Consider the following 15,230-nt stretch of genomic DNA (forward strand, 5'->3'; position numbering starts at 1 on the left):
ATTACGGTGTTAATCGTTTCACATCGGCCGATGGCCGAGGAGTGAAGATCCTCCATACGCTGACCTGCTTACCGAGATCCAGCGGCATCGATTACCCCATAATCCTGTAGGGAATGCTAGGTTATTCGACTAACATGAGACCAACAGCGCGACAAGTGGCCGAGCTGGCGAACGTGTCGGTGGCGACCGTTTCCTACGTGCTCAGCGGCAAGAACCGACCGGTGGCCGCCGAGACCAGGCAGCGGGTGCTCGACGCCGCCAGGCAACTCGGCTACACCCCCAACCAGGCCGCCAGGAGCCTGCGCAAGCGCCGCACCCAGCGGGTCTGCCTGGTGCTGAGCTCGTTCGGCGGCGTGCCGACCGACGAGCGGCTGGCCACGGACCTGCACGAGATGGCCGACGCGCGGGGCTACTCCGTGGTCTCGCTCGCCGTCTACTCCCAGGCCCGCGCCCAGGCCGCGGTGGACGCGCTGCGCGGCGGCATCGCCGACGGCGCCCTGATCAACGTCGTCGGCGACCACCTTGAGCACGACCTGCTCCCGGGGCTGGCCGCCACCGGGCTGCCGATGGTGGTGCTGAGCAACGAGAGCGGGCTGGAGGGCTGCGACGTCGTACGCACTCCGGAGGCCGAGGCGTCCGCCGAGGCGGTCGAGCACCTGCTGGCCACGGGCCGGCGGCGGGTCGCGTTCATGGCGCACCGGCACGAGATCTACCGGGAGCGGCCCGCCGGGCGGCTGCTCGGTTACACCACGGCCCTGGAGCGGCACGGCGTCAACGAACGCATCGTCACCGGGGGTGCCGACGACCGCGTGGCGGCGTACCAGACCGCGACCGAGCTGCTCAGCTCACCCGACCGGCCCGACGCGATCTTCGCCGCCTCCGACAGGGCGGCGATCAGCGCCATCTGGGCCGCCAGGGACCTGGGGCTGAGCGTGCCCGGCGACGTCGCGATCGTCGGCTCCGGCAACATCGACGAGGGTCTCATCAGCAATCCGCAGCTCAGCACCGTCGGCCCGATCCGGCACGACTACACCGACGTCGTACGCCTGCTCTTCGACCGCCTCCAGGCCGAGGAGCCGCCGCCCGCCCGCGAGATCGTCCGTTCGTGGACCTTCGTGCGGCGGGGCTCGTCCTAGAAGGGAAACCCCGAGATGCATTCCCACCCCTCACGCCGTGACCTGCTCCGCCTCGTCGGGGCGGCCGCCGCCGTGCCGGTCCTGTCCTCGTGCGCGGGGGCGCCGACCGCGCCGGGCGCCGCGCCCGGCACGTTCACGGTCTACTGGAACGCGGGCCACGACTACCAGGCCTACCGCACGGTGATCGCCGAGTTCGAGCAGGCCAACAAGGTCAAGGTGAACCTGCAGAAGTACCAGTGGCCGGACCTGCGGACCAGGCTGCTGGCCGACTTCGCCTCCGGGACCGTGCCCGACCTGGTGGAGGAGCCGGGCGGGTGGGTGCAGGAGTTCGCGGTCTCCGGCAACGCCCGCTCGTTGCAGGACTACGTCGACCGCGACGGCCAGGCGATGGGCTTCCCCTCGGACTGGCAGCCGGTGACGGTCGAGCGCAACTCCTACCAGGGCAAGGTGTACGGCGTACAGCTCCACCTGACCTGCAACACCCTCCTCTACAACAAGGCCATGCTCAGGGACGCGGGGGTGGCGGTGCCGACCACCTGGGAGGAGTTCCTCGACGCGGCGAAGAAGCTGACCAAGGACGGCGTGTACGGCGTCGCGCTCAACCAGGACTACACCTACCTGTGGCCGTGGATGGTCCAGGCCGGTGTCACCCCGTACGACCCGAAGACCGGCAAGGTCATGACCCCGGCGGCGGACGCGGTCGCGGCCCTGCAGTTCCAGGCCGACCTGATCCACAAGCACAAGGTGGCCCCCGTGCCGGTGTCGGGCACGGACTACTCGGGCCCGCAGAAGTTGTTCTCGGCCAAGCGCGCCGCGATGATCTTCACGGGCCCCTGGGACCTGGACCCGATCAAGAAGACCAGCCCCGACATCGAGCTCGGCGTGGCGCCGCCGCTGAAGCACAAGACGTCGGACACGCAGGCGGCGGGCGTGAGCATGTTCGTGCCCGCCAAGGCGGCCAGACCCGACCTGTCGTGGGACTTCATCAAGCGCGTCACCGCCCTTCAGGTCGAGCAGGCCGCCACCAAGGAGACCGGCATGCTCATGCCGCGCGTCTCCTGGACCGAGCTGCCCGAGGTGCAGTCGAACGAGGCCATCAAGGTCTTCGCCGACGCGCTGCCGAACGCCAAGGACTCCTCCCAGCAGGTGCGCCTGACCGGACAGCTCGGCAAGTGGGAGGAGGAGCTCAAGGTCATGTACCAGCAGGTGCTCATCCAGAACCAGCCGGCCGCCGAGACGCTCGCGAAGTTCGCGAGGACGACGGAGGGCTTCCTGAAGTGAGGCCGCGCACCTTGTACGGACGGTACGCCAGGACCGCGTACCTCTTCCTCCTGCCCGCGATCCTGTTCTTCGCCGCCTTCTTCTACCTGCCGATCGGCAACGTGGTGGCCACGAGCTTCCGCACGGGCCCGATGGCCGACCAGTGGACCGGCCTGGGCAACTACACCCAGGCTCTGGCGGATCCGGCGGTGCGGCACTCGTTCCTGGTCACGGTCGCCTTCTCCGTGGCCGTGGTGGCCGGCTCGATCGTGCTCGGGCTGGCCCTGGCGCTGGCGATCGACCAGCCGCTCAAAGGGCGGGTGGCCTACCGGGTGTTGCTGCTGGTGCCGTACCTGACCTCGGTGGCGATCGTCGGGCTGCTCTGGCGCAACATCCTCGACCCCGAACTGGGCGTGCTGAACCGGGTGCTGGGCTCGCTCGGGCTGCCCGGGCAGCAGTGGCTCAACACCGCGCCGCTGCTCACGATCGCCGCCGTCACGTTGTGGCAGAGCGTCGGCTACACGATGGTGTTGTTCCTGGCGGGGCTGCAGGGCATCCCGGAGACGTATCACGAGGCCGCCAAGATCGACGGGGCGGACGCCTGGCGCCGGTTCTGGCGGATCACGCTGCCGCTGCTCGCCCCGACCACGCTCTTCGTGTCGGTCATGGCGGTTATCTCGGGACTTCAGGCGTTCGGGCAGGCGTACATCATCACCGGCGGCGGGCCGGGTGACGCCACCGACCTGTCGGTCTTCCACATCTTCAACGTCGCCTTCCGTACCAGGGACTTCGGCTACTCCTCGGCGCAGTCGGTGCTGCTGCTGATCGTGATCGTGGCGTTCACCGTGATCCAGTTGCGGGCCGGGCGGCGCGGGGAGGTCACGTACTGATGCGCAAAACGCTGCTCTACACCCTGCTCACGCTGGCCTCGCTGGTCATGGTCGTGCCGCTGCTCTACATGCTCTCGTTGTCGCTCCAGACCGAGGCCGAGACGTTGTCGGCCGAGGCCGTCCTGGTGCCGGAGACGCCGCAGTGGGGCAACTACGCCGAGTTGTTCACGCGGGCGCCGTTCGGCAACTTCATCGTCAACAGCCTCGTCGTGGCCGGTTTCATCACGCTGGCGCACCTGGTGTTCGACCCGCTCGTCGGCTACGTGTTCGCCAAGTTCCGCTTCCCGCTGCGCAACACGTTGTTCGTGGGGCTGCTGGCCACGCTGATGGTGCCGTTCTTCGTGCGGATGATCCCGCTGTACGTGCTCATGGCCAACCTCGGCTGGCTCGACACCTACCAGGGGCTGATCACCCCGTTCCTCATGGACGCGTTCGGGATCTTCCTCATGCGGCAGTTCATCCAGCCCATCCCCGACGACCTGATCAGCGCGGCCCGCATCGACGGCGCCTCGGAGCTGCGGGTCTACCGGAGCGTCATCCTGCCGCAGACGCGGCCCGCGCTGGCCGTGCTCGGGTTGTTCACGTTCGTCTTCCAGTGGAATGAGTTCCTCTGGCCGCTGGTCGCCACCAGCACGCCCGAGATGCGCACCATCCCGGTCGGGCTCACCCTGTTCAACCAGGAGTACTTCACGTTGTGGCACCTGACGGCGGCCGGCTCGGTGATCCTCTTCGTCCCCACCGCCGTCCTGTTCATCCTGACCCAGCGATACTTCGTACGGGGTATCGCACTGACCGGTCTTCGATAGGAGTTTCCCTTTTGCGCCCGAACGTGATCGTTGTCTTCACCGACCAGCAGCGGTGGGACACCGTCGGCCCCTTCACCCCGAACCTCGACAGAATGGCCAGGAACGGCACGCAGGCCACGGTCGCGCTCACCCCGCAGCCGGTGTGCGCGCCCGCCAGGGCGGCGTTGCAGACGGGCCGCTACCCGACCACGACCGGCGTCTACCGCAACGGCCGCGTCCTGCCGCCGGAGGAGCGCACGCTCGCGCACCACTTCGGCGCGGCCGGCTACGCCACCGGCTACATCGGCAAGTGGCACCTGGCCGGCAGCGAGCCGGTCCCGGAGGGCGAGCGCGGCGGCTACCAGTCGTGGCTGGCCGCCAACGCGCTGGAGCACACCTCCGACGCCTACCGCACGATCGTGTACGACGAGGCGAACGACCCCGTCCTGCTGCCCGGCTACCGCTCCGACGCCCTCATGGACGCGGCCGTGCGCTTCGTCGCCGACCACGCCGACGAGCCGTTCTACCTGTTCCTGTCCTTCCTGGAGCCGCACCACCAGAACGAGGTGGACAACTACCCGGCCCCCGAGGGCTACGAGGAGCGCTATCAGGGCCGCTGGATGCCGCCGGACCTGGCCGCGCTCGGCGGCACGGCCCACCAGCACATGGGCGGCTACCTGGGCCAGGTCAAGCGCCTGGACGAGGGCCTGGGCCGGCTGCTGGACGCGCTGCGCAGCATGGACCTGCTGGACGACACGATCGTCGCCTACACCTCCGACCACGGCAACCACTTCAAGACCCGCAACGGCGAGTACAAACGTTCCTGCCACGACGCCTCCCTGCGCGTGCCCCTGGCGCTGCGCGGCCCCGGCTTCGACGGCGGCGGCGCGATCTCGCGCCCGGTCAGCACCCTCGACCTGCCCCCGACCCTGCTGGAGGCCGCCGGGCTGGAGGTCCCGTCGGCGATGCAGGGCCGCTCCTTCCTGCCGCTGGTGCGCGACTCCCGCGCGGACTGGCCTGAGGAGGTGTTCTTCCAGGTGAGCGAGTCGGAGGTGGGCCGCGGCATCCGCACGTCGCGGTGGAAGTACTACGCCGTCGCCGAGGACGCCCACCCCTGGGACGTCTCCGCCGCCGCCCGCTACCGCGAGCAGGCCCTGTACGACCTGGAGAACGACCCGCACGAGCTGGTCAACCTGGCGGGCTACGGCTCCCACGCGGAGGTGGCGGAGGAGCTCCGCGAGCGGCTGGTCCGCCGGATCGTCGCGGCGGGGGAGGAGCGCCCGGTCATCGACCCGGCGGAGGAGCGGCCGGGCCGCGAGCAGGCCATGCCCGACCCGGAGGTGCGCCTTCGCGGCCCCAAGCCCGTCCGGTACGGTCACCAGCCGAGGCACTGACGAGGTAAGGAACCGCGATGTCCATTTCGCTCCCGTCCACCGGCACGATCGCCCTGGGCGGCAGGACCGTGCACCGTCTCGGCTTCGGGGCCATGAGCCTCACGGGGCCGGGCGTCTGGGGCCCGCCCCGTGACCGCGATGCAGCCGTCCGGGTCCTGCGCCGGGTGGTGGAGCTGGGGGTGAACCTCATCGACACGGCCGACGCCTACGGGCCGTACGTCAACGAGGAGATCATCCGGGAGGCGCTGCACCCGTACCCGGAGGACTTGCTGATCGCCACCAAGGTCGGCTACGTCCGCACGGGGCCCAGCCAGTGGCATGCCGTGGGGCGGGCGGAGTACCTGCGGCAGGAGGTCGAGATGAGCCTGCGCCGGCTCGGGCTGGACCGCCTCGACCTGCTCCAGCTGCACCGCATCGACCCGAAGGTGACGCTGGAGGAGCAGCTCGGCGAGCTGAAGGCGCTCCAGGACGAGGGGAAGATCGGCGCCGTCGGCCTGTCGGGGGTGAGCGTCGAGGAGCTGGAACGTTCGCGGCGCATCGTCGAGATCGCCAGCGTCCAGAACCGCTACAACCTCTCCAACCGCGTCTATGAGGACGTGCTGGAGCACTGCGAGGAGCAGGGCATCGCGTTCATCTCCTACAGCCCGATCGCCAAGGGCGCCCTGGCCGTCCCCGGCAGCGCGGTGGAGCACGTCGCCAAGGCGGTGGGGGCCACGCCCTCGCAGGTCAGCCTGGCCTGGTTGCTGGCCCGTTCCCCGGTCGTGGCGGCGATCCCCGGCACCTCGTCGGTCGCCCACCTGGAGGAGAACCTGGGCGCCTCGACCGTGTCGCTGACGCCCGAGCAGCTCGGCGAGCTGGGATGAGGGAAGGCCGGCCCTCCCCGGAGGAGGGCCGGCCCCGATCAGGGCGTCAGCCCAGGCCGCTCCTCATGGCCGTGAGCAGTTCGCCGTTCGTGGTGTCGCCGCTGAGCTCCCAGAAGAACGCGCCGCCGAGGCCCTGGTTCTTCGAGTAGCTCATCTTGCCGCCGATGGTGGACGGTGTGTCGTAGCTCCACCACTGGTTGCCGCAGTAGGCGTACGCCGTGCCCGCGACGGTGCCGTTGGCCGGGCAGCGCGTCTTGAGCACCTTGTAGTCCTCGATGCCCGCCTCGTACGTCCCCGGCGCCGCCCCCGTGGCCGTGCCGCCCGGCGCGGCCTGCGTGACCCCGGTCCAGCCGCGGCCGTAGAAGCCGATGCCGAGCAGCAGCTTGCTCGACGGCACGCCCTTGCTCTTGAGCTTCTGGATCGCGTTGTCGGAGTAGAAGCCGGGCGTGGGGATGCCGGTGTAGTTGGTGAGCGGCGAGTGCGGGGCCGTCGGGCCCTGGGCCGCGAAGGCGCCGAAGAAGTCGTAGGTCATGACGTTGTACCAGTCGACGTACTGCGCCGCGCCGCCGTAGTCGGCCGCGTCGATCTTGCCGCCGCTGGTGCCGTCGGCGGTGATCGCGGCGGTGACCAGGTTGCCGGAGCCGAAGCGGGAGCGCATCGCCGACATGACGTTCCTGAACGCGGCCGCGCCGCTGGCGTCGCAGGTCAGGCCGCAGGCGTTCGGGTATTCCCAGTCAAGGTCGATGCCGTCGAACACGTCGGCCCAGCGCGGGTCCTCGACCAGGTTGTAGCAGGAGTTGGCGAAGGCCGTCGGGTTCTGGGCGGCCTGGGTGAAGCCGCCCGACCAGGTCCAGCCGCCGAAGGAGAACAGCACCTTCAGGTTCGGGTACTTCTTCTTGAGCTTGCGGAGCTGGTTGAAGCTGCCGCGCAGCGCGCCGGCGTCCCAGGTGTCGGCGACGCCGTCCACGCTCTCGCCCGCCTGGTAGAAGCGGTCGTAGTCGGCGTAGCTGTCGCCGATCGTGCACTGCCCGTTCTGCACGTTGCCGAAGGCGTAGTTGATGTGCGTCAGCTTGGCCGCCGAGCCGCTGGTGTCGATGTTCTTGACGTGGTATCCGCGCTGGTAGACGCCCCACTGCACGAAGTAGCCGAGCACCTTGTTCCCGCCGCCTCCGCCGCCGCCCGTGGTCGTGGCGGTCACGGACGCGCTGTTGGCGGAGCGGTTGCCCGCGGCGTCGCGGGCTCGGACGGTGTAGCTGTAGGCGGTGCTGGCGCTCAGCCCGGTGTCGGTGTGGGTGGTGCCGGTGACGGTGGTGATGAGGGTGCCGCCGCGGTAGATCTCGTAGCCGGTGACGCCGACGTTGTCGGTGCTGGCGTTCCAGGCGAGGGCGACGCTGTTGTTGGTCACGCCGGTCGAGCGGAAGTTGCCGGGCACGGTCGGCGCGGCGGTGTCGCCTCCGCCGCCGCCCGTGGTCGTGGCGCTGACCGAGGCGCTGTTGGCGGAGCGGTTGCCCGCGGCGTCGCGGGCTCGGACGGTGTAGCTGTAGACGGTGCTGGCGCTGAGTCCGGTGTCGGTGTGGGTGGTGCCGGTGACGGTGGTGATGAGGGTGCCGCCGCGGTAGATCTCGTAGCCGGTGACGCCGACGTTGTCGGTGCTGGCGTTCCACGCGAGGGCAACGCTGTTGTTGGTGACCCCGGTCGAACGCAGGTTGCCGGGGACACTCGGCGCGGTGGTGTCGCCGCCACCGCCGCCCGTGGTCTTCCACAGGGCCGGCACGTTCGGGGGCTCCCAGCCGGGCTGGGAGGTGTGGCTCTGGACGCACTCGTACTCGACGCCGTTGTAGGTGACGCGTGTGCCCGCCGCGTACGCCGTCCACGGCGCCCAGTCGGCGAAGAAGACCTGTGAGGCCGACGCGGCGGCCCCGGGCGGGGCGACGACCGCCGCGGTGAGGGGCAGCGCTAAGGCCGCCAGTCCGGCGAGGACCTTGCTCAGGATGGTGTGTCTCATGACGCTCCGACATCCGTTGGGGGTCTACAGGGGGTGGGATGCCTAGGAAACTAATAGTAAAGTTTCCTTTTAATTATGAGACGACCGTAGCCCGAAGCCGAGGAAGGCGTCAAGACGTAGCGCTCAGATCGTGAAATCGCGCAGTAAACCCGAATACTGCTTCCGTGGCGGCGCCGCGTACTCCCCGCGTGTGCTCGTCCGCAGGCCGAGGGCCACCAGCGACTCGGCGAACCTGGTCGCCGCCCCCACCCCGTCGATCACCGGCACGCCCGTCACCCGGGAGATCCCGGCGCAGAAGTCGGCCATGCCCGCGCAGCCCAGCACGATCGAGTCGCTCCCGTCGCGCTCGACCGCCTCGGCGCACAACGCGGTGACGGCCTCGCGGGCGGAGGGGTCCTCCAGGTCCAGGACCGGGATGTCGCAGGCGTGCACGCCCCGGCAGGCGGCGGCGAAGCCGTACCGGTGGGCCAGGTCCCAGGCCCGGCCGATGGTCCTGGAGAGCGTCGTCACCACGCTGAACCCGCGCCCGACCAGCGTGGCGGCGTGCATCGCGGCCTCCGCGACGCCGAGCACGGGGCCGGTGGCCAGCTCGCGGGCGGCGTCCAGGCCGGGATCGCCGAAGCAGGCGATGACGTACGCGTCCACGCCCTCCCGCTCGCCCGCCGCCACCTCGGTCAGCACTCCCGGCACGGCCAGCGCCTCGTCGTAGTGGCTCTCGATCGACGCGGGGCCCATGGCCGGGCTCACCGCCGTCACGGTGGTCGACGGGGACGCCACCGCCCTGGCGCAACGACCGATGGAGGCGGTCATGGCCAGGGCGGTGTTCGGGTTGATCACCTTGATGTGGGTCATGCGGCGGTGATCCTGGGGGTCCGCCGCTCCAGCGCGAGCAGCGCCACGAAGCCGAGCCCGCAGCCGATGAACCAGCTGTAGTCGGCGATCCACGTCAGGTCGGCCGTGGTGACGCCCAGGTCGAGCAGCATCTTCGGCACCAGCACCGAGGCGATGGCCGGCACGCCGCTGGCGACCGTGGCCCAGATCGCGTTCGGGTTGTAGCCCCTGCTGAACCAGTAGCGCCCCTCCGGGTTCATGGTGAACAGCTCGTCCACGGCCACCCGCTGCCGCGCGCACACGTAGTAGCCCGCGATCAGGATGCCGAACAGCGGCCCGATCAGCGCGCCCAGCAGGCCCAGCGTGTAGTGGATGGCGTCCGGGTTGCCGTACCAGTTCCAGGGGGTGAGCAGCACCGAGCCGACCGCCGCGATCATCCCGCCGGTACGCCAGCTGATCCGCTGCGGGCTGACGTTGGAGAAGTCGAACGCCGGCGAGATGAAGTTCGCCACGATGTTGATGCCCACGGTCGCGATCACGAAGGTGAGGCCGCCGAGCAGGATCGCGAACGGCGTGTCGATGCGCTGCACCGTGTGGATCGGGTCGGTGATCAGCTCGCCGAACACGGGCACGGTGGCTGACGCGGTGATCACCGTCAGCAGGGAGAAGAACAGGAAGTTGACCGGCAGGCCGAGCAGGTTGCCGCGCTTGACGGCCTCGAACGAGCGCCCGTAGCGGGAGAAGTCGCCGAAGTTCAGCATCGGCCCCGAGAAGTACGACACGACCAGCGCGATCGCGCCCAGCATCACCGGGATCGACTCGGCGAACCCGAGGCTGTCGCCGCCCGACAGGTCCAGGCTGAGGTTCTCCCAGCCCGCCTGGCTCACCAGGTAGATCGCCAGCACGAGCATGACCACGTACACGGCGGGCCCGGCAAAGTCCACGAACCGCCGGATCGCGTCCATGCCGCGCCAGAACACCGCCGCCTGGGCGACCCAGAGGATGGCGTAGCAGATGTAGCCGAGCACGGGCAGGCCGAGGAAGCTCGTCTCGTTGAGCGCGGCGGTGGCGGGCCAGAACTTCAGGAAGATGATGATGAGCGACTGGGAGGCCAGGTAGGTCTGCACGCCGTACCAGGCGATCGCGATCGCGCCGCGCACGATGGCCGGGATGTTCGCGCCGAGCACCCCGAACACGGCGCGGTTGATCACCGGGTACGGCACCCCGCTGACCTGGCTCGGCTTGGCCACCAGGTTGCAGAAGACGTTGACGATGACGATGCCGGCCAGCAGCGCGAACAACACCTGCCAGCTCGCCAGGCCCAGCGCGAACAGGCTGCCCGCGGTCACGTAGCCGCCGACGCTGTGCACGTCGGACATCCAGAAGGCGAAGATGTTGTACGACGACCAGGTCTGCTTCTTCAGCGGCGCCAGGTCCTCGTTGGTGAGCCGGGGATCGTAGGGCGGGGCCTGCGCGACGGTGGGCTGTGTCATGTGCGGCATCCTTGGGGGGTAGCGATTCGCCCAGGTGTTAAGCGATCACTTAACACCTGATGTGAATGTATGCCTGGACAGCCGGGTGCTCATTGCGCCCATGTAAATCCCCTGTGACGGAGGACATGGAGCTGGATGCGGTCAGCAACGAGCGCCTCGGTCAGCGGCTGCGGGAGTTGCGTACGCGGTCGGGCAAGTCGCTGAGGGCGGTGGCGCGGGAGCTGGGCATCTCGGCCAGCGCGGTGTCGCAGATCGAGCGGGGGACGATGCGCCCGTCCGTGAGCCGGCTGATCGCGTACGTGTCGGCCATCGACGCGCCACTGGCGGCCGTGTTCGACTTCGACGAGCAGCGGCCCCCGGCCTCCGACGCCGTGCCGGGGCTCGCCATCAGGCGGTCATGGGAGGTGGCGCCGATACTGCTCGGCGGGGGAGTGACGTTTCGGCGCCTGTCACCCGGGCCGACGCCGGACGTGGAGTTCTTCGAGTCCACCTATCCGCCGCGCGCGGTCTCCACCGCTCACGGGCGCTTCCTCAAGCACGAGGGATACGAGGTGGGCACGGTCACGGCGGGGGAGCTGACGATCGAGTTCGAGTCGGAGGTCGTGACCCTGGCGGAGGGCGATTCCGTGACGTTCCCCTGCAGCCGCCCGCACATCATCGGCAACCACTCGGAAACCGTCACAGCCATCGCCACCTGGCTCATCGTGCACCGCTGAGAACGGTTACAGAACGGCCTTCGCCGTCCGAGGCACGGAGATCCTGCGGCTGAGCGGCGCGGCCGCTGCGCGGGTGCGCCTGACCGCCCCCCACCTCGGCCGCGCCGCTGCGCGGGTGCGCCTGACCGCCCCCACGATCGACCGGCTCGGGCCCTACCTGCGCGAATGCGACCAGGTGCAGGCCTGCCGCGACCCTGCCCGGGCGGCCGTGCAGGCGCGACCTGCCCGGCTTCGTCGAGCTGGCGCCGGGCGAGCACCCGGCGTGGGCGGTCAAGCTGGGCTGAGCGGTGGAGTCCCGTGCGTGTGGAAGGAGGAGATCGTCTTCAGGCCCCACGCCTGGCCCTTGGCGCGCTCGGCCTCCGTCCACGTGATGGTCCGCCAGTCGGGGGCCAGGATGAGCCTGGTCAGCGGGTTGCACAGCTCGATGCGGTTGCCGCCGGGCTCGTACACGTACAGGAAGAACGTCTGCTGGATGGCGTGCTTGTGCGGGCCCGTCTCGATGAAGACGCCGTTGTCCAGGCAGATGTCGGCGGCGCGCAGGATGTCCTCGCGGGCGTTCGTGGCGAACGCGATGTGGTGCAGCCGCCCTGAGGCGCCCGACCAGTCGTCGGTGTAGACGAGGTCGTACGACTTGTTCGCGAAGTGCAGCCACTGGGCCGAGATCCGGCCGGTGTCCAGCATGATCTGCTCGGTCACGCGTGCGCCGAGCGCGTCACGTACGAACGCGCCACTGGCTGCCGCCTCGGCGGCCAGGTAGTTGATGTGGTCGAGGCGGCGCACGCCGACGCCGTGGCGGGGGAAGGCCTGCGGCTGGTTCTTCAGGGCGGGGCGCAGCTCCTCGGGGGCCTCGTACCACTGCGACTCCCAGTACAGGCGCATCTCGTGGCCGTCGGGGTCGCGGAAGGCGTAGGTCGGGCCGCGTCCAGGCTCGCCGTCGATCCAGCCGATGCCCAGCCCCGCGTCCTTGATCGCCAGCACCCTGCGCTCCAGCGCCTCCTGGCCGGCCGCGCGCAGGCCCGTCGTGCGGATGCCCGAGGTGCGGTGCGCCGTCAGGGTCAGGCTGTGGTGCTCGTAGTCGTCATAGGTGCGCAGGTAGACCGAGTCTCCCTCGGCGCCGGCGGCGGTCATGCCGAGGATGTCGGTGAAGAACCACAGGCTCCGCTCCGGCTCCGGGGTGAGCAGTTCGACGTGGCCGAGGTGGGCGACGTCGTGCAGCAGGGCGTTCACGGATTTCCTTCCCGTGGGTAGACCGTTCCGTCGAAGAGCTTGCGCGCGGTGCGCACGCTGGCGGCCCGCAGCGCCGTGGGCGGAGTCGTGGACAGGTCGAGCTCCACCTCGACCTGCAGGTGCCCGGTGGCGTGCTCGACGTCCACCCGGCTGCCCTCGGGCAGGCGCGCGTAGCGCCCGGCCACGCCGTGCCGGAGCAGCGCCGCCGTGACGACGCTGATGGCGCCCAGCACGCCGATCGCCGTGTGCGGGCGCACCGGGATGAACGTACGGGTGCACAGCGCCCCGCCGTCCCTGGGCGGCGCGACCAGCGTGGTCTTCGGCACCGGCTCGCCCGCCACGTCGCCGAGCCCCATGAGCTCGCCGGCCCGCAGGCGCAACGACTGCACCCGCTCCAGCAGCGCGGTGTCCGCCGCGAGCTCCTCGTGCGACTCGTAGCCCGTGACGCCCAGGTCCTCGGCCGCGGCGACGACGACCGGCATGCCGTTGTCCACGCAGGTCACCTCGATCCCGTCGATCACGTCTGTCTCGTGCCCGGTGGGCAGCAGCTTCCCGATGGTGGAGCCCGCCGTGTCCGCGAATCCCAGCACGACGGCCGCGGCCGTCCCCGGGACCCCGGAGATGGCGGTGCCGCCCCGGTAGTCGACCAGGCCGCCCGGCGTCGGGAAGGTGGCGGTGGCGATGCCGCCGGTGTTGACCAGGCGGATGCGTACGCCGGTGCGCTCGCCGCCCGGCTCGACCAGGCCGCGCTCCACGCCGAACGGGCCGACGCCGGCCAGGATGTTGCCGCAGTTCTGGCGGGCCGACACCGCCGGCTCGTCCACCGCGACCTGCAGGAAGAGGTAGTCGAGGTCGGCGGAGGGGTCGGCGCTCCTGGACACCACGGCGACCTTGCTGGTCAGCAGGTGCGCGCCGCCGATGCCGTCGATCTGGCGCGGGTCGGGGCTGCCCAGGATGCGCAGGAGCAGGTCGTCGCGCTCCCGCGGGTCGCCGGGGAGGTCGCCGGCCAGGAAGTAGGCGCCCTTGGAGGTGCCGCCCCGCATCAGCATGCAGGGCACACCGTCATCGGTCACCGTTGTACTCCTCCGCCGTCATGTAGGTAATGCCCAGCTCCGGCAGGCGCTCGCGCAGGCCGTACCGGTCGAGGCCGAGCTCGCCCTTCTCGAACGCCTCCCGCGCGGCGGCCTCCTTGGCGGCCCTGGCGGCGGAGGCTTCGATGCCGCGCTCCAGGTCCTCCCGGGGGCACACCAGCACGCCGTCGTCGTCGGCGAGGATCGTGTCGCCGGGGCGTACGAGCCGGCCGCCGATCGAGACCGGCACGTTGACCGCGCCCGGCGTCGCCTTCACCGTGCCCTGCGCGCTGACCGCCGCGCTCCAGGCGGGAAAGCCCATGGCGCGCAGCTCGGCCACGTCGCGCACGCCCGCGTCGATCACCACCCCGCGCACGCCGCGGTGGCGCAGCGCGGTGGCGAACAACTCCCCGAACAGGCCGTCCGTGGACGGCGAGGTCGTGGTGACGACCAGCAGGTCGCCCTCGCGGCACTGCTCGACCGCGACGTGGATCATCAGGTTGTCGCCCGGCCAGCACACCACGGTGACCGCGTTGCCGCCCGTCCTGGCGCCCGGCCACGCGGGGCGCAGCCCTGGGCCCAGGTAGCCGGTGCGGCCGAGGGCCTCGTGGACGGTCGCGACGCCGTACGCGGCCAGGGTGCCGATCCTGGCGGGGTCCGAGCGCGGGATGTCGGTGACGACCACGTTCCTCATGCCAGGGTGTCCGTGACCTGCGGGTAGAGGCGCATGTAGGCCTCGCCCATGGTGTCGTGCGCCAGCCCCAGGTTCGGGCCCGCGTTGCGCTTGAGCTGCACGCCGCGGCGCTTGGCCAGGTCGGTGTAGTAGTCCCACATGTGCTGCTGGGCCGGCAGGCACTCCATGGCCTTGCGCTTCCTGTCGAAGACCGGGGTGATGTCGAGCAGCACCTCCGGCTTGAAGTCGCACTGCTCGGGCTGGTGCGGCTCGAAGAAGAACACCGGTGGCGCGCCGAGCGGTTCACCGGGCGCGTCGTAGCCTATCGCCTGCGCCAGCACGCGGGCCTGCAGCGCCATGCGGGCCGCCGCCGGGTGGTCCCCGTTGTACGGGTCGGCCAGCGGATGGGTCAGCACCACGTCGGGTGCGAGCTCCCGGTAGACGCCCACCAGCCGGTCCACCAGCTCGTGGGTCTCCACCAGGGGATAGTCGCCCGCGTCGAAGAACTCGATCTCGGCGCCCAGCGCCGCGGCGGCGTTCCGCGCCTCCTCGCGGCGGATCGCCTTGATCTCCTCCAGCGTGTTGCCGGCCCGCCACGCTTTGGCGGACTCGCCGCGCTCGCCGAAGCTGAGACAGACCACTTTGGCGCGCTCGCCGCGGGCGGCGGCGAGGGCTATCGCGCCGCCGGCGCGCCAGACGAAGTCGCCCGCGTGGGCGCTGACGACCAGGAGGGTACGGGGAGAGGTCTTTGCCGAGGTCACTCGCCTGACGCTAGGAGCCCCGCAGCTGGATTGTCAACACTTTCGCTGACAATCCGCACGACGGTTGGCTGTGGGCCTGGTGTTGCGGCTGTACATCGACAATATTGTCAACGATGCTGTTTCCAT

At 70.2% G+C, this 15,230-nt stretch carries 14 protein-coding genes; 7 read left to right on the forward strand and 7 right to left on the reverse strand.

Annotated features, from left to right (window positions below; all coding sequences use genetic code 11):
* Nucleotides 1-134: 134 nt before the first annotated feature.
* Genes ACFPZ3_RS08365 through ACFPZ3_RS08390 form a run of 6 tightly spaced genes read left to right on the forward strand, consistent with a single transcriptional unit; the run spans nucleotide 135 to nucleotide 6,328 of the window.
* The gene (locus tag ACFPZ3_RS08365) at nucleotides 135-1,136 is read left to right on the forward strand and encodes a LacI family DNA-binding transcriptional regulator (protein WP_379513388.1); all 1,002 of its coding nucleotides are present in this window, start codon (nucleotides 135-137) and stop codon (nucleotides 1,134-1,136) included.
* Between the two features lie 15 nt (nucleotides 1,137-1,151).
* A complete protein-coding gene (locus ACFPZ3_RS08370) occupies nucleotides 1,152-2,417 on the forward strand; it encodes an ABC transporter substrate-binding protein (protein ID WP_379513389.1) in 1,266 nt (421 codons plus the stop codon).
* Nucleotides 2,414-3,286, forward strand: a complete 873-nt coding sequence (locus ACFPZ3_RS08375; RefSeq protein WP_379513390.1) for a carbohydrate ABC transporter permease — start codon at nucleotides 2,414-2,416, stop codon at nucleotides 3,284-3,286. The genes ACFPZ3_RS08370 and ACFPZ3_RS08375 overlap by 4 nt, the downstream gene beginning before the upstream one ends.
* A complete protein-coding gene (locus ACFPZ3_RS08380) occupies nucleotides 3,286-4,092 on the forward strand; it encodes a carbohydrate ABC transporter permease (RefSeq protein ID WP_379513391.1) in 807 nt (268 codons plus the stop codon). The genes ACFPZ3_RS08375 and ACFPZ3_RS08380 overlap by 1 nt, the downstream gene beginning before the upstream one ends.
* 11 nt (nucleotides 4,093-4,103) lie before the next feature.
* Nucleotides 4,104-5,465 carry a sulfatase-like hydrolase/transferase gene (locus tag ACFPZ3_RS08385; protein ID WP_379513392.1) on the forward strand — a complete coding sequence of 454 codons (1,362 nt, stop codon included), beginning with the start codon at nucleotides 4,104-4,106 and terminating at the stop codon, nucleotides 5,463-5,465.
* Nucleotides 5,466-5,482: 17 nt separating this feature from the next.
* Nucleotides 5,483-6,328 carry an aldo/keto reductase gene (locus ACFPZ3_RS08390; protein WP_379513393.1) on the forward strand — a complete coding sequence of 282 codons (846 nt, stop codon included), beginning with the start codon at nucleotides 5,483-5,485 and terminating at the stop codon, nucleotides 6,326-6,328.
* 46 nt (nucleotides 6,329-6,374) lie between these two features.
* Here ACFPZ3_RS08390 and ACFPZ3_RS08395 read toward each other — a convergent pair whose 3' ends face one another.
* From ACFPZ3_RS08395 to ACFPZ3_RS08405, 3 genes are all read right to left on the reverse strand, one after another.
* Entirely contained in the window at nucleotides 6,375-8,333 is a 1,959-nt protein-coding gene (locus ACFPZ3_RS08395; protein WP_379513394.1) for a glycosyl hydrolase family 18 protein, read from the reverse strand.
* A 123-nt stretch (nucleotides 8,334-8,456) separates the two neighbouring features.
* Nucleotides 8,457-9,185 (reverse strand): aspartate/glutamate racemase family protein, encoded by a 729-nt coding sequence (locus ACFPZ3_RS08400; protein WP_379513395.1) that lies wholly within the window; start codon nucleotides 9,183-9,185, stop codon nucleotides 8,457-8,459.
* Nucleotides 9,182-10,657: an NCS1 family nucleobase:cation symporter-1 gene (locus ACFPZ3_RS08405; RefSeq protein ID WP_379513396.1), complete on the reverse strand. Its 1,476-nt coding sequence runs from the start codon at nucleotides 10,655-10,657 to the stop codon at nucleotides 9,182-9,184. Before ACFPZ3_RS08405 ends, ACFPZ3_RS08400 begins: the two co-directional genes overlap by 4 nt.
* A gap of 125 nt (nucleotides 10,658-10,782) precedes the next feature.
* Between ACFPZ3_RS08405 and ACFPZ3_RS08410 the strand changes: the two genes are divergently transcribed.
* On the forward strand, nucleotides 10,783-11,373 hold the full coding sequence (locus tag ACFPZ3_RS08410) for a helix-turn-helix domain-containing protein (RefSeq protein ID WP_379513397.1): 591 nt from the start codon (nucleotides 10,783-10,785) through the stop codon (nucleotides 11,371-11,373).
* A gap of 270 nt (nucleotides 11,374-11,643) precedes the next feature.
* On the opposite strand, the gene ACFPZ3_RS08415 is transcribed toward ACFPZ3_RS08410, so the two are convergent.
* From ACFPZ3_RS08415 to ACFPZ3_RS08430, 4 genes are read right to left on the reverse strand one after another with little or no spacing between them, the layout of a single operon-like run.
* Nucleotides 11,644-12,600, reverse strand: a complete 957-nt coding sequence (locus ACFPZ3_RS08415) for a catechol 2,3-dioxygenase (protein WP_379513398.1) — start codon at nucleotides 12,598-12,600, stop codon at nucleotides 11,644-11,646.
* On the reverse strand, nucleotides 12,597-13,673 hold the full coding sequence (locus ACFPZ3_RS08420) for a 4-oxalomesaconate tautomerase (protein ID WP_379513399.1): 1,077 nt from the start codon (nucleotides 13,671-13,673) through the stop codon (nucleotides 12,597-12,599). Before ACFPZ3_RS08420 ends, ACFPZ3_RS08415 begins: the two co-directional genes overlap by 4 nt.
* Nucleotides 13,663-14,364, reverse strand: a complete 702-nt coding sequence (locus ACFPZ3_RS08425; RefSeq protein WP_379513400.1) for a 4-carboxy-4-hydroxy-2-oxoadipate aldolase/oxaloacetate decarboxylase — start codon at nucleotides 14,362-14,364, stop codon at nucleotides 13,663-13,665. The genes ACFPZ3_RS08420 and ACFPZ3_RS08425 overlap by 11 nt, the downstream gene beginning before the upstream one ends.
* Entirely contained in the window at nucleotides 14,361-15,104 is a 744-nt protein-coding gene (locus ACFPZ3_RS08430; RefSeq protein WP_379513401.1) for a PIG-L deacetylase family protein, read from the reverse strand. Before ACFPZ3_RS08430 ends, ACFPZ3_RS08425 begins: the two co-directional genes overlap by 4 nt.
* Nucleotides 15,105-15,230 lie beyond the last annotated feature (126 nt).

The organism is Nonomuraea insulae, assembly GCF_042656245.1.